We start from the raw sequence: 19,823 nt of genomic DNA on the forward strand, positions 1-19,823 counted from the left end.
ATCCCGAGGCGTTATGAACTCTCCTTTCGTGTCTTTGCCACTGCCCGGTTACTGGATTATCAGTCTGGGCCGGCACGATATCAGCCTGCCGGTGTCGCGGCGGGCGGTGGCCGTGAATGCGGTGTTGCTGGTGCTGCTGCTGGCCACGGTTACCGCCAGCCTGGGGCTGGGCACGGTGCGGCTGGGGCCCCTGGAGGTGTGGCAGGCGTTATGGGGCGAAGGCGCTGCGCTCAACCAGCTGGTGGTACGTGACCTGCGGCTGACGCGGGTGCTGGCGGGGCTGGCCAGCGGCGCCGCCTTTGCACTGTCCGGTTGCCTGATGCAGACCCTGGCCGGCAACCGCCTGGCCACCCCGGGCATCATTGGCATCGACAATGCCGCCACCGCCTTTGCCGTGGCCTCGGTGGTGGGCATGGCCTCTGCTCTGGTTCCGTCCGCCATGTCGCTGGTGGGTGCCGTGGTGGCCACCGCCCTGGTCTTTGCCCTGGCCGGCGGCAGCGGCACCCGCGGTTACCGCTTTATTGTGGTGGGGCTGGGGGTGGGCGCCGTGGCCGGCGCCCTGACCCAGCTGATGCTGAGCATGGTGGCCATTGATGACGCCAATGCCGCCTTTCCGTGGACGGTGGGCAGCCTGAATGCCCGTTCCCCCGAGGCCACCCGGTTGCTGATGTTTGGTTTGCTGCTCGGGCTGCTGCTGGCGTTGCGCCTGTCCCGCCCTCTGCATTTGCTGCAGTTACCGCCCTCGGTCAGCCAGAGCCTGGGTGTTAACCTGCGGCGGGTGCGGGGCATGACCCTGTTGCTGTCGGTGGCGCTGACCGGGTTGGCGGTGGCGGTAGCCGGCCCGGTGGGGCTGGTGGCGCTGTTGGGCCCTGAAATTGCACGCATGCTGTGCCGCCATCGCGGTGTGCCGCTGTTGGCCTCGGCCCTGGCCGGCGGCCTGCTGATGTTGCTGGCGGATCTGGCCGGGCGCCTGCTGCTGGCGCCGCTGGAAATTCCGGTGGGCATTGTCACCGCCGTGGTGGGCAGCCCTTACCTGCTGTGGATGTTGTTAACCCCTGAACGGAGCCGGCCATGAATGCCTTTACTCCCTCTGTCGCGCTGGCCGCCGAGCCGGTGCTGGAAGCCCTGGAGCTTAGCGCCGGGCACGATCGTACCCTGGTGTTTGACGGCTTGAACCTGCAACTGCGCCCGGGCCGGGTAACCGCCATTGTGGGTCCCAATGGCTGCGGCAAGTCGACCCTGCTGAATACCCTGGGGCGGGTGCTGCGCCCCGCCAGCGGAAAGGTGCTGCTGCGAGGCGATGACATTCGGCAAAAGTCCGGAAAACAGCTGGCCCGGGAGCTGGCCTTGTTGCCTCAGCACACCTCGGCCCCGGAAGGCATGACGGTACTCGATCTGGTGCGTTTTGGCCGCCAGCCCCATCAGGGCTGGCTGCAGCAATGGTCGCAAGACGATCAGGCGGTGGTGGCCGAGGCCCTGGCCGCGGCGGATTTGCTGGAGTTGCAGCACCGGGAGCTGGACCGACTGTCGGGCGGCCAACGGCAGCGGGCCTGGATTGCCATGGCCATGGCCCAGTCCACGCCTCTGCTGTTGCTGGATGAGCCTACCTCGGCGCTGGACCTGGGCCACCAGATTGAAGTGTTTGAGCTGATTCGGCGGCTGGCCAACCGGGGTAAAACGGTGGTGATGGTGGTGCACGATCTGATCAACGCCTGCCGTTATGCAGATGAGCTGGTGGCCATGCACCAGGGCCGGGTGGTGGCGTGCGGCGCCCCGGAGCAGGTGCTGACGCCGGCCCTGGTGCGCCAGTTGTATCAGGTGGACTGCGACATCATGGCCGATCCGGCCACCGGCAGTCCCATGCTGGTAAATGTGCGCCGTTTATAGCCCTTGCCGTATGAGTTGTGCTGCCAGCCGGTGGGCACTGGTAAAGGCCGCCTCTACCCGGCCGCCCAGGCACCAGTCGCCGCAGGCGGCGAGCTTGCGTTCGGCGTCGAGCACATAGCCCTCGGGGTCGTTTTCCACGGCGTTGGCCTGGGCGTAGCGCCAGCGGTGCAGTTGTGCGTCCTGCACTGCATTCGGGCTCACGCCGGTGAGTGTGCAGAACTGTTCGGTAAGGGTGTGTTTCACCTGTTCCTGATGGTCTTCCAGATGGGCGTCGGCCCAGTCGGCGGTGCTGTGGGCCACTACGGCGCCCAAGTTGCGGTCGCGGCCGGGCAGTCGATGGTTAAAGGCAATCCAGCGTAGGGGGGAGTCGTTCACCTGAGCGGCATCCCACGCCGGCAGATCACCGTCGTTCACCGTCAGCATCAGGGCGTAGCAGGGCCGCATGCCAAAGTCTGCGTAAGTGTCGGCAGCCAAGGGTAGCAGCACCTCGGTTTGCGGCAGCGGCGCCGAGCTGATCACCCAGTCGAACTCTCCCAGCTCTGCTCCCTGATCATCAAACAGCCGCCATTTGCCGGCCTCTTGCTTCAGGGTGTCCACCCGGGTTTGCAGGGCGATGTTCAGGCCCGGGCTCATGGCCTTGAGCAGGCCGTTCATGCCCGGTGTGGCAACGTAATGCGGTTCGAACCAGGGCCGCTTGTAGGGCGGTTGCCGGGGGCTCAGCGTGGTGATATTGGGCCGCCACTCCACCACGGTGCCGTTGTCGATAAAGGGTCTGAGCAGAGTTTTGAAGGCGCGGGAGCGGGCGGTAAAAAACTGGGCGCCGTGATCCCAGCGGTGCCGGTCGCGGCGGCGGGTAGCCATGCGTCCGCCCAGGCCCCGGGCCTTTTCAAACAGGGTGATGTTGGCGTGGTCGGCCAGCTCCCGGGCCAGGGTAAGGCCGGCCAGGCCGGCGCCGATAATGGCGATGTTTGGCTTCATTGCGATCCTTTATGGTGAGATGGGTCTGAATGATGCCGTGTGAGACCGCCGTGAAGGTGGAATGCTTTCACGGTGCGGCGGGGTAGTGACACCATGGCGTGATCTTGGTCAGCGCAACCCGCCCGGCAGCGGCGGCGCCGGCATGGGCTCACCGTCAAAACCTTCGACGGTGCCAAAGCGAGGGCTGCCCGCCTGCCAGTCGGCCAGTGCCTCGGCAATCTCGGCCTCGCTGTGACCCACCAGGTTCCACCAGATGTAAATGCGCTCGGCAAGGGGCTCGCCTCCCAGCAGCAGTACGCGCGTGTTTGCTTCCAGGGCCAGTTCCAGCCGCTCACGCTGTGCGCCGAGATAGATCAGTTCGTTGGCGTCAATGTGCTCTCCCGCCAGCGTGATGCCGCCTTCCAGTGCCAGCAGGCCGTATTCAAAATCCGGCCGTAGCGGCAGGGTAAGATCGGCGGCTTCGCGCGCATGTAAATCCAGCCCCACCAGGGGCGAAAACAGCAGGGTTGGCGCCTTGTGGCCCGCGTATTCGCCCGCCAGCAGGGTAAAACACACCTCCTGTTGTGACCACATTGGCAGCCTGGGGTAATGGTCAAAGCGGGGCGGAGTGTTCCGGTCGGCCGCGGGCAGGGCAATCCACAGCTGGGCCGCGTGCAGTGTGCGTTCGCCGGCCACCGATTCCTCGCTGTGGGCGATGCCCCGGCCGGCGGTCATCAGGTTGACCTGGCCGGGGCGAATGATCTGCTCATGGCCCAGGCTGTCTTTGTGCAACACTTGGCCCGCGAGCATCCAGGTAAAGGTTTGCAGGCCAATATGCGGATGCGGCCCCACCCGCATGCCCGGCTCGCCGGCGGCAAACTGCGAGGGGCCGGCGTGATCGAGAAAACACCAGGCTCCGATCAACCGGCGCTGGCGCACCGGCAGCAAGCGGGCCACCGGAATGCCGCCCACGTCCGCCATGCGGGCGGGTAACCGTTCAAATTCGCTCATGATCACTCCTTGCAGGGGTGTGCTCAATCATGCCAGCCCTATCACTGCTGACACGAGACTTTCAACCTGCACTAGTCTAGTCGCGGGTAAGCCGGATTGTTCGGTAAGGCAGAAGGCAAAACCTGACCCCTTGCCTATAATTTTCATATTCCAAGGGGCTTATGAAGTTACATCACCATCAACAATAACGTCGGCCTGTGGTGCCATCGCTCGGCCGAGGCCCGGAGACAGGAAAAATCATGACAGAGCCATCACTCGGCAGTGGTGAAATCGAAACGGATTATAAGGTTGGACAGGACAACATCGACGGTAAGCTCGGCCCGATTGGGTACGATATCCATAATCCGGTATTCGCTACTTCCGGATTGACCGCTGTCGGTTTTGTGTTCCTAACATTGATTTTCCCAGACCAGGCAGGAGCCACCTTTGTGGCCGTGCGTGATTTCACGATCACCAAACTTGACTGGCTTTTCATGCACATCGTGAATTTCTTCGTGATTTTCTGTATTGCGTTGATTTTCATGCCAATCTCAAAGGTGAGGCTGGGCGGGAAAGACGCCGAGCCTGACTATTCCTACCTCGAATGGTTTGCGATGCTTTTCGCCGCGGGCATGGGGATTGGGCTCTTGTTTTTCGGTGTGCTTGAACCCGTTTATCACATGAACGTTTCGGGGCCCTTGGGCGTTGCCTCACCCATTGCAGCAGACGGCAGTATTATCGGCGAAAACGTCGAAGCGGCACGCGCTATGGGACTGGCTGCAACCTTCTATCACTGGGGCCTGCACGGCTGGGCCGTCTATGCCATTATGGCCCTGGCACTTTCACTTTTCACTTACAACAAGGGTTTGCCATTCTCGATCCGTTCCTGCTTTTACCCGATTCTGGGCGATCGTGTTTGGGGATGGTGGGGCCATGTGATTGATATTCTGGCGGTCTTTGCCACTCTTTTCGGTCTGGCAACGTCTTTGGGGCTGGGAGCACAGCAAGCCAATGCGGGGTTCAGCTTTGCTTTCGGGCTGGAAATCTCGACCAACGCTCAGGTTATTATCATCATTCTGGTGACGGCGGTGGCCTTGGTTTCGGTTTGGCGTGGTCTTGATGGCGGCGTAAAAATCCTCTCTGAAATCAACATGGGGATCGCGGTACTTTTCTTCCTTTTCGTGCTCTTGGCCGGGCCGACACTGATTGGTTTGAATGGGTTCTGGACGGGACTTGTCGCCTACACCAGAGACATTATTCCGCTATCAAACCCCTTTGGCCGCACCGATGACGCCTACCGCCAAGGCTGGACCGCATTCTATTGGGCGTGGTGGGTGTCATGGGCTCCTTTTGTCGGCATGTTCATCGCCCGTGTTTCGCGCGGCCGCACCGTGCGTGAATTCATCATCTGTGTATTGCTGATCCCGTCCCTGATCATCTTTATCTGGATGGGAGTATTCGGTGGCATCGCGATTGATCAGATCCTCGTCAGCCCGGAAACCTCGCTGGTGAAAGCCAATGTGATCGACAACTACTCGCCCGAGCTCTCACTCTTCGGCATGCTCAACGAACTGCCGTTCACCAAAACAGCATCGACGATAGCCATTTTTCTGGCGCTTGTGTTCTTCGTAACCTCGTCGGATTCGGGATCACTTGTCGTCGACACCATCACGGCTGGAGGCAAAATTGATGCACCGGTGCCCCAGCGTATATTCTGGTGTGTGATCGAAGGTTTGATTGCGATTGTGCTCTTGATTGGAGGGGGGTTGTCGGCGCTGCAAGCGGGTGTAACCGCAACCGGGCTGCCATTCTCTGCCCTCATGCTGGTCATGTGTTATACGATCTTTCAAGGCTTGCGTAGCGAACCACGCTAGGAAGCGGTTCGACAACACTCAAACGGCAGCGTCATTTTGTAACGAAATTGACGAAGGTTTTGCCAACATATTAATTAGTGATAATTAGGTCTCGGTGCCGCATTCGCGGCTGTTTGTTCAGGAAGGTCAGCAACAACGCGCTTCGAATCAGGGGCGCGTTTTTTGTAAGAAAGAGGGTCGGTTATGCCTCACCATCAAATATCAGGGGTGGACGCTCTGCTCTTCTGCGCAGCCAGTTCACGGTGTTGCGCACCGTGGGCACCATAAACAGGCGGCGTTCCAGCCGATATTTGCCCGGAAAGCTCAGCAGCACCAAGGCGATCAGTATGGTCAGCAGCCCCTGCCCGGGGAGCACCAGCAGCGAGCCGATAAAGCACACACCTCTGGAGACGCCCGGTGCCCAGATCAGGGCCGGATTGCTGAATAATTCAAAAAGTTCATTCACGGATACACTGGCTCTTTAACGTAAACATGCCTGCTAAACAGCGCGGTAACCGGCACCACTCAGGACGGGCGGCGAACCAGGGTATGGTTTTTCCCCTGTTTGTGCTGATACATGCGCTCGTCGGCCAATGACAGGCACTGAGACAGGCTGTCGCTTTCCAGACTGGTGGCCATGCCGTGGCTCAGACCGGCATTTTTCCAGCCAGCCTTGTGCAATGCCGCTTCGGATTTTTGCAGACGCTGTGCCAACAGTGCCGACAGGCCGGACAACTGCTGGGGTTGGCAAATGGGCACCAGCCATAAAAACTCGTCGCCGCCGGTGCGATACACGGTGCCCAGCTTGCCCAAGTGTGTCTGCATCTGCTCGGCGGCAAACACCAGAAAGCGATCGCCCTGGTCGTGACCATGGGTGTCGTTAATGGCCTTGAAGCCGTCTACATCAATAAACACCAGGCCATAAGGCTGGTCGCCTAGCTCGTCAATCTGCTCATGAAAGGCGTGGCGGTTGCCAATGCCGGTAAGGGTGTCCCGGCGCGACATCAGATAACTGCGGCGGTATTCCTGTTGCTGCAGGCTCAGCCATTCGGCCATCGACAGCAAAATGCAAAAGCAGTCCAGTGCCAGCGCGATCACCACCATGCCTTCGGCATAACCGGCCAGATCGAGCTGGCCAACGTGCAGCAGCATATAGGCCAGCAGGGCCACGCCGTAAAGCAGGTTGCCGGTGAGGTAATACTTGGCGCGAAAGTCCTTTTTGCTCAGCATCATTATGCCGGTGACAATGGCGGTGGGCACCCACAGCAAAGCGATGGCATGAGAGACCTGATAGCCCAACACAAAGGGCAGCCAGGGCATCAGCAGGCCCAGCCCCAGACACAGCACAGAGAGCCCGTGGAAGAAGTGGTTCAGGCGCGAATGTCGCAGCCGGCAGTTAAACAGCAGACGGGTAAACTGGCTGGCATAGGCAATGGCAAAGGGAAACAGCAGCATGCCCCAGTAGGCCGGATTGCTGTTTCCCACCCCCCAGATAAAGCCCCAGGCGCCGGACGCAGCAAACCAGCCAATGCCGTGCAGGCCCACATAGCCGGCACAGGCCAGAGTGACCGGTGTTTTAGTGCGAAAGTAGGCAAACAGGGCAATCAGCCCCAGGGTGAACATCACTCCTGTGCCCAGTAGTGTGGCGGCGTTGGTTAAAAACTGCTGCTGGTAAAAGCGGGATTGCGGCACAAAGTGAGGCTGAACCGGTGCCGGAAATTTTTTGGCATCAATCATCAGCCACAGCACGCCGGTTTCACCGGCATTCAGGGTCAGTGGGAATGCCTGCTGATGCAGCAGCCGCACACTTTGCCCCGTACGCTGACCAAAACCAGGCAAGGGTACAGTGCGGCCATTGTCGCTCTGCCAGTAGGCCTGGCCACGATCAAGATAGTTGGCGGGCAGGCGCACAAACCAGGTGCCCGGCTGCTCTGACAACGAGGTGACTTGCATGCGCAGGCCAAAGGCACCTTCGCCTCCCAGGGTGCTGGCCACGGTGCCGGCGCTCAAGATGGCGGCACGCAACTGGTTAAAATCCGTGATGGTGCTGCCTGTGGGCAGGGCCCGCCACAGGTTGGCTTCTGCCGGCGACGTGGTTGTGTGGTCCGTTAATACCACGGGGGAGGCGATGGCGGTTCCGGCTATCAGCCAAAGCGCCAGCATCAGCCGGCAGACCAAGTGCATTATTATTTTCATCCCTGACGGAGCCTGTTTGTCGATCAAACAAGTTTATGCCCGTTGGACTTCAGGTAACAGCGGGTACCGGCGTTTGTTGGTGGCAGCACCTCTATTTCAGACACAAAAAACCGGCGGCCTGACGGCGCGCCGGTGCTTTCGTTACGACGAAAAGGTGCGACGAAACGAAATCAGCTTTCCAGGCTGCGTACCCGGCTGGCCAGGGCGGCAAAGTCAAAGGGCTGGCGGGCGGGCACCAGCAGCAGCAGGGCGGAGATGGCCACCGGCACAAAGGTGGCCAGCAGGAAGGACTCCAGCAGGTGAGTGGCGGCTTCGCCCGGCGCCGGGAACAGCATCAGGCCGGCCACCAGGCCCCCCAGCGTGCTGAGCATGGCGTTCCAGCCCTGGTAGCGGGCGTTGTAAAAGCCAAAGAACACGGTAAAGGCCGCGGCGCAGCACAGCAGATCCGCCAGCAGGAACAGATAGAGCACGCTGAAGCCCTGAGAGGCCACATACAGCACCGGAATGGACACCAGCACGATCAACCAGCGCGACAGCCCCAGCAGGCGGTGCACACTGGTGTTGGGCAACAGCCGGCGCAGGTCCACCACCAGCATGCTGGTCAGGCCGCTGATGGTGGAGTCGGCGCTGCTCATGATCAGTGCCAGACCAAAGGGCAACAGGCCAATGGCAAACCACAGCGGCATGTTGGGCATCAGCACGCTAAACAGCGCCACCGAGCCGTCGCCGGGCAGGCCCAGGCCCACAAAGGCCAGGCCGAACAAACCCATGATAAAGATGATGGGAAAGCTGAGCACACCGCTCAGAATAAAGCCGTTGCGAATCACCTTGTTGTCTCGGGCGGCAAACACCCGCTGCCAGGTGCCCTGATAGAACAGGCCGGTCAGCACCACCGCCAGAAAGAAGGTCAGACCCGATTTCAGCCCGGTGGTGTCGAGCGGATCAAGCAGGTGGGGAGCCTTTTCCTGCAGGCCGGTCAGGGCCGGGACCAGGCCGCCGGTGGCCTGCCAGCCCAGCACGATCAGGGTGAGCAAAAACGGCAGTATCACCAGCATTTGCACCCTGTCGGTGAAAATGGTGACCCGCAGCCCGCCATAGAGGGTGTAAAGCAGGGTGGCCACCATCACAATGCCGGCGGTGGCCCACAGCGGCACCGGCGCCAGCAGCGCCACCATCTGGGCGATGGCGGTGAGGCCGGCGGTGAGGGAGATGAACATGTAGAACAGCATGATCACCAGCACGAAGCCGTACATGCCGCGGCCATAGCGGCCCAGCACAAACTCGGTGAGGGTGTGACCTTCCGGCATCAGCTCGCGAATACGCTTGCCCAGCGGAATCATCACCAGGCGGGGTGCCAGCACCCCAAGGGCGTAGCCGGTAATGGCGCCAATGCCGCCCCAGGTGGCGGCCTGGGCCGGGCCAAACAGAATCCAGGTGCCCATGGTGGTGGCCAGCAGGGTCAGCATGGTGGCGCTGCCGCCCTGGCTGTTGCGGGCCACGATAAAGTCTTCCGGTTTGTCATTTTGCCGGCGGGCGTAAAGCAGGCCGGGAATGGCGAAAACCGCGGCAAATAAACAGAGCCATAAAATAGCGGTGGTGGTGTCCAGCATGTGTTCTCCCTTTGCTCCCGAGAGCACTAAATGGCCGGAAACACGGGTGAAGGGAAGGCGGGACGGATCGGGGTTGTGCGGGATCGTTCGTTTCCTTCCCTTCGCCGGCATTATCCGGATCAGGTTCTAAGGGTTACCGCCGGTGTGGCGGAGTCTCAGCCCGTTTGGGCTCCCCCAGGAATAGCGAATCGAGAGTAAGGGCCGGCGGCGTGGTTGTCAATGTGGCGGTGCTCAGTGCTCGGCCCTCTGTGCAGCGGGCATGGGCCGGGAAGAGGCATGTTGTTGCAGCCACCAGGTTGCCATGCAGGAGAGCAGTATGCCGGGCCAGAGCCAGGCCGCCACCGGCTCGCCGCCAAACAGCCAGAGCAGCAGGGCGACCGCCGCCGGGTTGAGGTAGGTGTAGGCCATCACCCGCTGCGGGCCGAGGTGAATGCTGCCTCCCTGAAAGAGGTAACCGCTGGCCAGGGTGGCGCACACCACCAGGTAGACCATGGCCAGCCAGTCGGCCGGCGCCAGCGCCTGCCACTGCAGTGATGTCTCGGTCAGCCAGACCATGAGTCCCATCCAGATCGCACCGCCCAGCAGGGTGGCGCAGGTAAGCACCGCCACCGAGTCGTTGCGATACAGCAGCTTCATGCACAGGGAATAGGCGCACATGCAGAATACCGCCAGCAGAAACAGCCGGTCTCCCGCATTGAGCTGCAACGCCAGCGCCCGGTCCGGACTGCCCTCAAAGATCACCCAGAGCGCGCCCAGCATGCCCAGCAGGTAACTGAGCCCCTGGCCGGCGGTGACCCGGGTGCGCAGCAGCCAGATGCCCGCGATCCCGGTCAGTGCCGGCACCAGGGTGAACAGGGTGCCGGTATTGAGCGCCGTGGTACTGTGCAGCGCCTCGAACATCAAAATGAAAAACAGCGCATAAAACAGGCTGATGGTCAGGCCGCGGGGCATGGCCCGCCACAACTGGCGACGCCGGTCGGCCCGGCGCAGTACCCAGGGCAGCAGCAGGGCGGCGGCCAGCACAAAGCGCAGCAGCGTCAGGGAGGCCGCCGGGGCCACCGCCGCCAGCCGGGCCGAGATGATGAAGGATCCCGCTACCAGCAAGGTGGCGAGTAACACGCGTCCGTGGGCGTGCCAGTGTTGAGTGTTCATGGTTGCTCTCCCCGGGCCGGCCAGCGACCCCGTATGGTCAGAAACGATTCAGGATCCGCACCGCGTCAAGGGATCGTTGCCCCGGCCTGGAATGGGCGGCCCTGGTGCCCTTGCCGATGGTCAGCATCATGCCGACCACATGGCCGGGGGGCAGTCGAATTAGCTCGGCCACGCATTCGGCATCAAAGCCGATCATGGGGCAGCTGTCGTAGCCCATGGCGCTGGCGGCCAGCATGGCGGTTTGCGCCGCTATGCCCACGGAGCGGATCGCCTCGTCCCGCTGCAGTTGCGGCTTGCCGGCGTAAAAGTCGTGAATCATCGACAGCATCAGGTCGCGGGTGTCGGCGGGGGCGTCGCGCCAGCAATGGCCGGGATCATTTTGCCAGGCCTGAGTGTCGGCGCAGAGCACCAGCAGCAACGAGGCGTCGGTGATCTGCGCCTGATCCCAGGCGGCAACGCGCAACTCGGCGCGCAGTTGTGGATCTTCCACCTGCACAAAGCGCCAGTGTTGCAGGTTGTAGGAAGTGGGCGCCTGCAGCAGGTGCCGAAACAGCCGTTCCACATCGGCCTCGGGCATGTGAAAGGTGGCATCGTAATGCTTGATGGCCCGGCGGGACATGATGGCGTCTAGGGTATGCATGGTCTGGCTCCTGAGGGAATGGGCTTGGTTTGGAACTCAGTATTCCATGTGCAAAAATGAAGAAAAACAGAGTGAATGCAGAGGATGTGTGCATGAACGCACAGGTGGATGACTGGCACGAAATCTATACCGCCTATCAGGTGGCCCGGCTTGGCTCCCTGAGCGCCGCCGCCCAGCAGCTGGAGGTGCATCACAGCACCGTATTGCGGCGGATCAACGCCCTGGAAGCGAGAATGGGCGCGCGCCTGTTTCATCGCCACCCCAGGGGCTATGTGGCCACCGAGGCCGGGCGAGTCCTGATGGCCGCCGCCGCCCAGGCCGAAGCCGCCTTTGGGGTGATGCGGGCCCGGGTCGACGAAAGCGAGGCCCTGGCGGGCACCCTGATCCTCACCTCGGTCAATAACCTGGTGCCCTACCTGACGCCCTTGCTGGCCGAGTTTCAGCGCCTGCATCCCAACATTCGGCTGGAATACGCCGCCGACAGCCGAATCTTTCGGCTGGAACGCGGTGAGGCCCATGTGGGCATACGCTCGGTATCCAGGCCGAAGGATCCCGATTATGTGGTACAGCACCTGACCCGGGCCACGGGCACCCTTTACGCCAGTCGCGATTACCTGCGTCGTCATGGTCCCATGTCGACCCTGGAGGACATTGCCGGACACCGTTTTATCGGCACCACCCAGCCTCGGCCCGGCAGCATGTATATGCGCTGGATGGAGCAAAAGGTACCGGCGGAGCAGGTTTTCTATCGCGTGCAGGACTTTACCGGCTTCATTCCTGCCCTGCAGGCCGGATTGGGCTGCGGGGCGCTGAGTTGCTGGCACGCCACCCTGGCCCCCGAGCTGCAACCGTTGCTGCCGCCCCCGAAGGAATGGGCCCATGACCTCTGGTTGACCAGCCATGGCGACATGCACCGCTCGGCCAAGGTGCAGGCCTTTACCCGCTTTCTCAAGGATCGCATCGCCGAGCGCCGAACCGACTTTATGCCGGACTGAAACGCCATAAAAAAACGCGGCCGAAGCCGCGTTTTTGCAAAGCGTGAACGGGTTATTTCACCATCCAGCCAATTTCTTCGCCGGCGCGAATGGGCACCAGTTTATCGCCGCCCAGAGGCAGGGTTTCGCCCACGGTCCAGGACTCTTTCACCAGGGTGATGGTGTCTTCGTTGCGGGGCAGGCCGTAGAAGTCGGGACCGTTGAAGCTGGTAAAGGCTTCCAGCTTGTCCAGGGCGCCGGCCTCTTCAAAGGCTTCTGCATACAGCTCCACGGCGGCGTGCGAGGTATAGGCGCCGGCGCAGCCGCAGGCGGCTTCCTTGCGGTGCTGAAAGTGCGGTGCCGAGTCGGTGCCCATAAAGAACTTTTTGCTGCCGCTGGTGGCGGCGCGCACCAGCGCCGCTTGATGGGTATTGCGCTTGAGAATGGGCAGGCAGTAGTAGTGCGGACGAATGCCGCCCACCAGCATGTGGTTGCGGTTGAACAGCAGGTGGTGAGCGGTAATGGTGGCGGCCACATTGTCGCCGGCCTGCTCTACAAAGTGCACCGCATGCTCGGTGGTGATGTGTTCCAGTACGATCTTGAGGTCGGGAAAGTCGCGCACCACGTCGGGCAGCACGGTTTCCAGAAACACTTTTTCACGGTCGAAGATATCGATGCGGGAGTCGGTGACTTCGCCGTGCACCAGCAGCAGGGTGCCGGTCTCCTGCATGGCTTCCAGCACCGGATAGATGTTTTTCACATCGGTCACGCCGGAGTCGGAGTTGGTGGTGGCGCCGGCCGGATACAGTTTGCAGGCCACAATGTCACCGCTGGCACGGCCCTTGCGAATTTCCTCGGCTTGAGTGTTGTCGGTGAGATACAGGCTCATCACCGGCTCAAACCGGCTGCCTTCGGGGCGCACCGCCAGAATGCGCTCGCGGTATTCCTTTGCCAGCTCGGTGGTGGTCACGGGGGGCACCAGGTTGGGCATCACAAGGGCGCGGCCCAGATAGCGGCTGGCGTCGCGAACGGTGTCTTTCAGTTGCTCACCGTCGCGCAGGTGCAGGTGCCAGTCGTCGGGGCGGGTAATGGTCAGTGTGGTCATAGTGGGCTCGGCGTTATCCATTGCTTTCGAGGCCTTTATTATCCACCCACGGGCCTTTTTCACCAAACTTCTGAAAATGTGAGGGATGAGGCGTGAAGGGAGAGGTGAAAAACAGACGGCCTGGTAAGGAGTTTTTCTCCTCACGCCTTCCCCCTCACGCCTCTCGCTCTTGGGCGCAGGGGTATGTTATGGTCTTTGCCGAGACACGGGGTGTCCTGCAATGCAGGGCTGAGATAACACCCGTTGAACCTGATCCAGTTCATACTGGCGAAGGGATGTCAGCCTGCCGGCCTTGCGCCATTGCTGCCTCATCATGCCTTCGCCTCAGCTTCGAGGTAGAGAATGCAAACATCCATTCCGTTAAACGAACAACTGGTGCTGGTCACCGGCGGGGCCCGTGGCCTGGGCGAACATCTGGTGCGCGCCTTTTTGCGCGAAGGTGCCAGGGTGGTGATCAACTACCTGAGCAGCGCCGAGGCGGCGCAAGCACTGGCGGCCGAGGCGCCGCAGCAAGCGCTGGCCATTCAGGCCGACGTGACCGATGCCGCCGCGGTGCAGGCCATGTTTGATCAGGCCGAGGCCCATTTCGGTAGCCCGGTGACCACGGTTATCAACAACGCCCTGCCGGCGTTTTCCTTTAATGGCGACGCCCGCACTCACGCCCAGGAGCTGGCCTGGGAGCACCTGAACCAGCAGCTGGAAGGCGTGGTGGGCGGTGCCATCAACACCACCCGCGCGGCCCTGGCCGGCATGCGTAAAACCGGCTTTGGCCGTATCGTCAACGTGGGCACCAACCTGTTCCAGAACCCGGTGGTGCCCTACCACGACTATACCGCCGCCAAGGCCGCGCTGCTGTCGCTGACCCGCACCCTGTCTCAGGATCTGGGCCCCGACGGCATTACCGTCAACATGGTCTCCGGCGGCCTGTTGCGCACCACGGATGCTTCTGCCGCCACCCCGGAAGCGGTGTTTGACTACATTGCCGCCAATACCCCGCTGCGCCGAGTGACCACGCCGGCGGAATTTGCCGATGCGACCCTGTTCTTTGCCTCGCCCTGGTCGCGTTCGGTGACCGGCCAGAACCTGGTGGTGGACGGCGGCCTGGTGAAAAACTGATGAACATGAATCAACGCATGATGCACCTGAACCTGTTTCTGTTCGGCTGTGGCCATCACAGGGCGGCCTGGCGTCATCCCAACTCGGCGGTAGAGCAGCTGGGTGACATTCGCTATTACGAGCGGCTGGCGCAAACCGCCGAGCGGGGCAAGCTGGACGCGGTGTTCTTTGCCGACGGCCAGTCTACCGGCAATGTGGCGGACGGCAGCTACTGGTTTTTGGAGCCGCTCACCGCCATGGCGGCCATGAGCCGGGCCACGGACCGCATCGGTTTTATCAGCACGGTGTCGAGCACCTTTTTCACGCCGTTTCACGCCGCCCGCATGATGGCCTCGCTGGATCATATCTCCAACGGCCGCATGGGCTGGAACGTGGTGACCTCCATGTTTGACGTGGAAGCCCGTAACCACGGTTACGAGACCATGCCGGCCCACGCCGAGCGTTATCGCCGGGCCGAGGAGTTTGTGAATGCGGTGCTCAAACTGTGGGACTCCTGGCAGCAAGACGCCCTGGTGATGGATCGCGCCGGCCACTATGCCGATCCCGACAAGGTGAATCCCATCAATCACCATGGCGAGTTCTTTCTGGTGGACGGCCCGCTCAATGTGCCGCGCCCGCCTCAGGGGCATCCGGTGCTGTTTCAGGCCGGTGCGTCGGAGCAGGGCCGTACCCTGGCGGCCCAGTGTGCCGAAGCCATTTACGCGGTGGCCTATGATCTGCCGGCGGCCCAGGACTATTACCGGGATATCAAGCGCCGGGTAAAGGACGCCGGCCGCAATGTGAACGTGCCCATCATGCCCGGGCTGGTGACCTATGTGGCCTCTACCGAGGCCGAAGCCAAGGCCAAGCAACGGGAGCTGGACGAGCTGCTGCCCGCCGATGCCTCCCTGCGTCAGCTCGGAACCTATGTGGGCCAGGACTGCTCCGGCTGGGAGCTGGATGCCCCGGTGCCGGCGCTACCGTCGCTCGAGGTGTTTACCGGCCCGAAAGGTCGCTACGCCACCGTGCTGCGCATTATCGAGACCGAGCAGCCCACGGTGCGCCAGCTGCTGGGCCGGCTCGCCGCCGGTGGCGGCCACTGCACCATGGTGGGCACGCCCGAGTCGATTGCCGATTGCATGGAGCAGTGGTTCCGCAACGAGGGCGCCGACGGCTTTAACCTGATGCCGCCGTCACTGCCCGCCGGCATCGAGGACTTTGTGGATCAGGTGGTGCCCGAGCTGCAACGTCGCGGCCTGTTCCGCACCGAGTATGAAGGCAGCACCCTGCGGGAGCATTTGGGGCTGGCGAATCCGTAAGGCGGTTCGCCGTTCGCCACCCCGCGAAACCCCAAAATCGTCACCCCCGCGAAGGCGGGGGTCTATTTTGCAGGTTATGGTGCAACCCGCCATGGACTCCGGCCTTCGCCGGAGTGACGATGGGGGCTCACCCGCCCGGTGGGGTCAGTCGTTGCTCCAGGCGGCGGAGCAGGGCGTCGAGCACCATGGCCATCAGCGCCACCATCATCCCTCCCTGCAGCACAAAGGCCAGATTGTCGGTCAGCAGGCCGGCAATGATCACTTCGCCAAAGCCCTTGGCTGCCACCGTGGAACCGATGGTGGCGGTGCCGATGCTGATGATCAGTGAAATGCGAATGCCCGCCACCAGCGTGGGCAGGGCCAGGGGCAGCTCCACCCGCCATAATTGCTGCAAGGGGGTCATGCCCATGCCTCTGGCCGCCTCGCGCACGCTGGGTGGAATTTGCTGTAGCCCGGTCACGGCGTTTTCAAAAATCGGCAGCATGCCGTACAGCAGTAACGCCACCAGGGTGGGCATCAGCCCAAACCCCAGTGCCGGCACCGCCAGCGCCAGCACCGCCACCGGCGGAAAGGTCTGGCCCAGGTTGGCCACGGCCCGGGCCAGGGGAAAGAAGGCTCGCCCCCAGGACCGGGTGACGGCCACGGCGGCACTCAGTGCCAGCAGGGTGGCGGCGCCAATGGCGGTAAACACCGCCAGCATATGCCAGCCCAGCAGGCTGGCAAAGCTGTCCCGGGCGTAGATGGCCGGAGCGGGCTCATCCACCAGCGGGCGAAACAGCGGGGTTAGTGCCTCCATGTTGAGGGTAAGCAGCGTCAGCAGCAGCGCCGGCACCAGCCAGCCAAGGGCCTGGCTCATGCGCCGGCCCCCCGTTTCAGCAGCGCACTCAGGGTCACTTCGCCCACGGGCTCGCCGGCGTCATTGACCACGGTCAGCCGGTCGGCGCCCTGCCAGAGCAGCTCGGCCATGGCATCCCGCAGGCTGGTGCCGGCCGCCATGACCGGATCGACGGGCTGCGTGACCGGCGTCATGATATCGGCCAGGGTTTGGGTGGCCAGCAGCCGCAGGGCCCTGTCCTGACCGCCCACCAGGCTCTGCACAAAGCCCGGCTTGGGATTACGCAGCAGTGCCTCCGGGGAGTCCATCTGCAGCATCTCGCCTTTGTCCATCACCGCAATCACATCGGCCATTTTAATGGCCTCTTCCAGATCGTGGGTCACCATGATGATGGTGATGCCCAGCAGTCGTTGTATATGCAGCAGCTCGTCCTGCAGGTGCTCCCGCGTGAGCGGATCCAGGGCACCAAAGGGTTCGTCCATCAGCAGCAGCTCGGGCCGGGCCGCCAGGGCCCGGGCCACGCCCACCCGTTGTTGCTCGCCGCCGGAAAGCTGATGGGGGTATTTGCCGGCAAAGGTGGCGGGGTCGAGCCGGAACAGGGTCAGCAGCTCGCTTACCCGGGCGTCGATGGCGCCTTTGCTCCAGCCCAGCAGGCGCGGCACGGTGGCGATATTGCGGGCGATGGTCTGGTGTGGAAACAGCCCTACTCCCTGAATGGCATAACCAATGCGCCGGCGCAGTTGCTCGGCGGGAATCGTGGTGACGTTTTGCCCCTGAATAAAGATCTCGCCTTTGCTGGGTTCAATCAGCCGGTTGAGCATGCGCAGCGTGGTCGATTTGCCGCAGCCGGAGGTGCCTACCAGGGCGCAGACCTTGCCGCCGTCTACTCGGAACGACAGGTCGTTTACCGCAAGCTGGGTGTCAAAGCGCTTGCTCAGGTTTTTTACTTCAATCATTCGCGAAAGCCTTGTTGCAGGGCGATCAGGGTATCGATAAGCATGGCGAACAAAAACGCCAGCAGCAGGGTGGGCAGGGCGCCGAGGATCACCAGGTCGGTGGCGGTTTGCCCCAGCCCCTGAAAGATGTAGGTGCCATAGCCGCCACCGCCCACCAGGGCCGCCACCGCCACCAGGCCGATATTAAGGGTGACCACCACCCGCAGGCCGCTCAGGATTACCGGCAGCGCCAGCGGAAATTCCACCTGCCACAGCCGCTGGCGCCGGCTCATGCCCATGGCGGTGGCCGCCTCGCGCACGGGCGGGCTGACTTGGTCAAAACCCAGCGCCGTGTTGCTGACGATCGGCAGCAGTGAATACAGAAACAGGGCGATCACCGCCGGCGCCGCGCCGATGCCGCGAATGCCAAGCTCACCCAGCCAGGGGTATGCGGTTGCCAGCAGGCTCAGCGGCACCATTAGCAGGCCAAACATGGCGAGGCTGGGCACGGTCTGCAAAATATTGAGCACCGGAAACAGCGCCGCCCGTAGTCCCGGCGAGCGATGGCAGGCGATTCCGAGCGGAATGCCCGCCAGCACCGCGGGAATAATACTGCCCAGTGCCAGCTGCAGGTGGCGTAAACCCTGTTGCCAGAAGTCGCTGCGGTTGTGAAACTCCCTGAGCAACGACAGATCGTCGCAGCCACCCGAAGCCAGCAGGGCTAGCACCGCACCGGTAAGGACAGCCACCAGCGCCAACCGGGCCGAGGGCCCGAGTTTCAGTCGCAGGGCGGTGTCGGTAATCAGCAGGCTCAGCCAGAACATGCTTAGCCAGAAACCCGCCCCTAGGGAGACCCGGGCCAGGGGGCCGGCATTATCCAGCAAGGCGCTGGCGGTATGACCGGCGCTGTACAGCAGCAGCGGCAGGGCGGCGGCGGTAAGCGTCAGTCGCAGGGGGAGGGCGCGGTTAAACAGGCATAACGGCAGCAACAGCAGCGGCCATAATCCGGTGACGCCGGCGGCGCTCAGCAGCCCCAGGGCCTCGCCGGGCAAAATGCGGTTGGGTTGCAGGCCGACAAAAGGCAGTGCCAGCAGGCTGGCCACCAGCGCCGCGGCCAGCAGGCCACCGACCTTGTCGGGTTTGGGTAAGGTCAAACATACTCCTTAATGGCTGAATGCCGTCACCCCCGCGAAGGCGGGGGTCCATGTAGCAAACGGCGCTGTGTTTATGTAGTCGCCGCTTTAGTGCCGTAGGTTGCGAATGAGCGTAGCGAATTCCAACATTCCGCAGCTGGCTTCACGTTGCGATTCGCTGCGCTCATCGGCAACCTACGCCCTGAACGCTCATTCCCATGATACTCCCTCAGTCCTGGGTCAGTCCGGCCAGGTAGTCGGCGGCCACCGCCTCGGCGCTTTCACCGCCGATGGCGATGCGGCTGTTGAGCTGTTGCAGGGTTTTTATATCCAAAGACTGAAACACCGGCTCGAGAATGCCGGCGATTTCCGGGTGTGCCTCAAGTATGCTCGCCCGCACGATGGGGGCGGGGGCGTATACCGGCTGCACCCCCTTGTCGTCGTCCATCACCACCAACCCCACGGAAGCGATGGCGCCGTCGGTGCCATAGACCATGGCGGCGTTGGTGTCGTCGGTTTGCAGGGCGGCGGCCTTGATGGTGGCGGCGGTGTTGCCACCGGAGAGCACCAGCAACTGGCTGTCGCTCAGCGCAAAGCCATAGGTCTGCTGAAAGGCGGGCAGCACGGCGGGGCTCGACACAAACTCGGCGGATGCCGCCAGCTTGAGCTTGCCGCCTTCGCTGACATAGCGGCCAAAGTCAGACATGGTGACCAGGGCGTTGGCATCGGCGATTTCCTGGCGCACGGCAATGGCCCAGGTGTTGTTGGCGTTGGCCGGGGCCAGCCACACCAACTGGTGGGCGTCAAAATCCAGCTGTTTGGCGAGGGCGTAGCCATCGTCAAAACGTTTCCAGGCGTCGCTGTCTTCTTGTTGGTGAAAAAAGGCGGCGTTGCCGGTGTATTCCGGATAGATGTCGATTTCACCGGCGATAATGGCCTTGCGCACTATGGGGGTGCCACCCAGCTGGCTGCGGTTTTCCACTTCCAGCCCGGCGTTGTTCAGGGCCTGGTAAATCAGGTTGCCGAGCAGGCCGCCTTCGGTGTCAATTTTGGAAGAGACCACAATGGGATCTGCCGCCATGGCCGGCAGGGCAAGGGCGGCAGACAGGGTAAACATGGCCGAAGCCAGCAGCGTTTTCATG

The 19,823-nt window shown here is 62.4% G+C and carries 18 protein-coding genes and 2 riboswitches; of the genes, 6 read left to right on the top strand and 12 right to left on the bottom strand.

The features are described 5' to 3' along the window. Positions 1 to 13: 13 nt before the first annotated feature. Together OJHNALOF_RS10485 and OJHNALOF_RS10490 are read left to right on the top strand one after the other, a co-directional pair. The gene (locus OJHNALOF_RS10485; RefSeq protein ID WP_165661995.1) at positions 14 to 1,075 is read left to right on the top strand and encodes an iron chelate uptake ABC transporter family permease subunit; all 1,062 of its coding nucleotides are present in this window, start codon (positions 14 to 16) and stop codon (positions 1,073 to 1,075) included. Continuing rightward, positions 1,072 to 1,887, top strand: coding sequence for an ABC transporter ATP-binding protein (locus OJHNALOF_RS10490; RefSeq protein ID WP_165661996.1), 816 nt, complete (start codon positions 1,072 to 1,074; stop codon positions 1,885 to 1,887). The genes OJHNALOF_RS10485 and OJHNALOF_RS10490 overlap by 4 nt, the downstream gene beginning before the upstream one ends. Here the strand turns inward: OJHNALOF_RS10490 and OJHNALOF_RS10495 are convergent. Further along, entirely contained in the window at positions 1,882 to 2,865 is a 984-nt protein-coding gene (locus OJHNALOF_RS10495; protein ID WP_165661997.1) for an NAD(P)/FAD-dependent oxidoreductase, read from the bottom strand. The two genes, OJHNALOF_RS10490 and OJHNALOF_RS10495, sit on opposite strands and share 6 nt — an antisense overlap. A 108-nt stretch (positions 2,866 to 2,973) precedes the next feature. Beyond that, positions 2,974 to 3,855, bottom strand: coding sequence for a pirin family protein (locus tag OJHNALOF_RS10500; protein ID WP_165661998.1), 882 nt, complete (start codon positions 3,853 to 3,855; stop codon positions 2,974 to 2,976). A gap of 239 nt (positions 3,856 to 4,094) precedes the next feature. Here OJHNALOF_RS10500 and OJHNALOF_RS10505 point away from each other — a divergent pair, with 239 nt between their 5' ends. Then, a complete protein-coding gene (locus OJHNALOF_RS10505) occupies positions 4,095 to 5,708 on the top strand; it encodes a BCCT family transporter (protein WP_165661999.1) in 1,614 nt (537 codons plus the stop codon). A 181-nt stretch (positions 5,709 to 5,889) separates the two neighbouring features. Here OJHNALOF_RS10505 and OJHNALOF_RS10510 read toward each other — a convergent pair whose 3' ends face one another. The 5 genes from OJHNALOF_RS10510 to OJHNALOF_RS10530 form a co-directional block, all read right to left on the bottom strand. Further along, a complete protein-coding gene (locus OJHNALOF_RS10510; RefSeq protein WP_165662000.1) occupies positions 5,890 to 6,153 on the bottom strand; it encodes a hypothetical protein in 264 nt (87 codons plus the stop codon). A 59-nt stretch (positions 6,154 to 6,212) separates the two neighbouring features. Continuing rightward, complete coding sequence (locus OJHNALOF_RS10515) at positions 6,213 to 7,871, bottom strand: GGDEF domain-containing protein (RefSeq protein ID WP_165662001.1); 1,659 nt, start codon at positions 7,869 to 7,871, stop codon at positions 6,213 to 6,215. A 182-nt stretch (positions 7,872 to 8,053) separates the two neighbouring features. Continuing rightward, the gene (locus OJHNALOF_RS10520; RefSeq protein WP_165662002.1) at positions 8,054 to 9,493 is read right to left on the bottom strand and encodes a sodium:solute symporter family protein; all 1,440 of its coding nucleotides are present in this window, start codon (positions 9,491 to 9,493) and stop codon (positions 8,054 to 8,056) included. 79 nt (positions 9,494 to 9,572) lie between these two features. Then, a riboswitch (TPP riboswitch) is annotated at positions 9,573 to 9,679 on the bottom strand. 45 nt (positions 9,680 to 9,724) lie between these two features. After that, on the bottom strand, positions 9,725 to 10,645 hold the full coding sequence (locus OJHNALOF_RS10525; protein ID WP_165662003.1) for a DMT family transporter: 921 nt from the start codon (positions 10,643 to 10,645) through the stop codon (positions 9,725 to 9,727). A gap of 37 nt (positions 10,646 to 10,682) precedes the next feature. Continuing rightward, the gene (locus OJHNALOF_RS10530; protein ID WP_165662004.1) at positions 10,683 to 11,285 is read right to left on the bottom strand and encodes a nitroreductase family protein; all 603 of its coding nucleotides are present in this window, start codon (positions 11,283 to 11,285) and stop codon (positions 10,683 to 10,685) included. A 92-nt stretch (positions 11,286 to 11,377) separates the two neighbouring features. Between OJHNALOF_RS10530 and OJHNALOF_RS10535 the strand changes: the two genes are divergently transcribed. Further along, positions 11,378 to 12,280: a LysR family transcriptional regulator gene (locus tag OJHNALOF_RS10535; RefSeq protein WP_206063667.1), complete on the top strand. Its 903-nt coding sequence runs from the start codon at positions 11,378 to 11,380 to the stop codon at positions 12,278 to 12,280. Positions 12,281 to 12,332: 52 nt separating this feature from the next. Here the strand turns inward: OJHNALOF_RS10535 and pyrC are convergent, their stop codons facing one another. Next, positions 12,333 to 13,364, bottom strand: coding sequence for a dihydroorotase (gene pyrC / locus OJHNALOF_RS10540; RefSeq protein WP_094201562.1), 1,032 nt, complete (start codon positions 13,362 to 13,364; stop codon positions 12,333 to 12,335). Positions 13,365 to 13,560: 196 nt separating this feature from the next. Beyond that, positions 13,561 to 13,657: riboswitch (TPP riboswitch) on the top strand. 49 nt (positions 13,658 to 13,706) lie between these two features. Here pyrC and OJHNALOF_RS10545 point away from each other — a divergent pair. Then, on the top strand, positions 13,707 to 14,480 hold the full coding sequence (locus OJHNALOF_RS10545; RefSeq protein WP_165662005.1) for a 3-oxoacyl-ACP reductase: 774 nt from the start codon (positions 13,707 to 13,709) through the stop codon (positions 14,478 to 14,480). Beyond that, on the top strand, positions 14,480 to 15,778 hold the full coding sequence (locus tag OJHNALOF_RS10550; protein WP_206063669.1) for an LLM class flavin-dependent oxidoreductase: 1,299 nt from the start codon (positions 14,480 to 14,482) through the stop codon (positions 15,776 to 15,778). Before OJHNALOF_RS10545 ends, OJHNALOF_RS10550 begins: the two co-directional genes overlap by 1 nt. Before the next feature lie 127 nt (positions 15,779 to 15,905). On the opposite strand, the gene OJHNALOF_RS10555 is transcribed toward OJHNALOF_RS10550, so the two are convergent. The 4 genes from OJHNALOF_RS10555 to OJHNALOF_RS10570 all read right to left on the bottom strand — a co-directional run bounded on the left by OJHNALOF_RS10555 (position 15,906) and on the right by OJHNALOF_RS10570 (position 19,822). Beyond that, on the bottom strand, positions 15,906 to 16,634 hold the full coding sequence (locus OJHNALOF_RS10555; RefSeq protein ID WP_165662006.1) for an ABC transporter permease: 729 nt from the start codon (positions 16,632 to 16,634) through the stop codon (positions 15,906 to 15,908). Next, positions 16,631 to 17,569, bottom strand: coding sequence for an ABC transporter ATP-binding protein (locus tag OJHNALOF_RS10560; RefSeq protein WP_165662007.1), 939 nt, complete (start codon positions 17,567 to 17,569; stop codon positions 16,631 to 16,633). The genes OJHNALOF_RS10555 and OJHNALOF_RS10560 overlap by 4 nt, the downstream gene beginning before the upstream one ends. Next, positions 17,566 to 18,702, bottom strand: coding sequence for an ABC transporter permease (locus OJHNALOF_RS10565; RefSeq protein ID WP_165662008.1), 1,137 nt, complete (start codon positions 18,700 to 18,702; stop codon positions 17,566 to 17,568). Before OJHNALOF_RS10565 ends, OJHNALOF_RS10560 begins: the two co-directional genes overlap by 4 nt. Positions 18,703 to 18,910: 208 nt before the next feature. Continuing rightward, a complete protein-coding gene (locus OJHNALOF_RS10570; RefSeq protein ID WP_165662009.1) occupies positions 18,911 to 19,822 on the bottom strand; it encodes an ABC transporter substrate-binding protein in 912 nt (303 codons plus the stop codon). Position 19,823: the final 1 nt, after the last annotated feature.

This window comes from Oceanimonas sp. MB9 (genome assembly GCF_011319775.1).
Classification (GTDB): Bacteria; Pseudomonadota; Gammaproteobacteria; order Enterobacterales; family Aeromonadaceae; genus Oceanimonas; species Oceanimonas doudoroffii.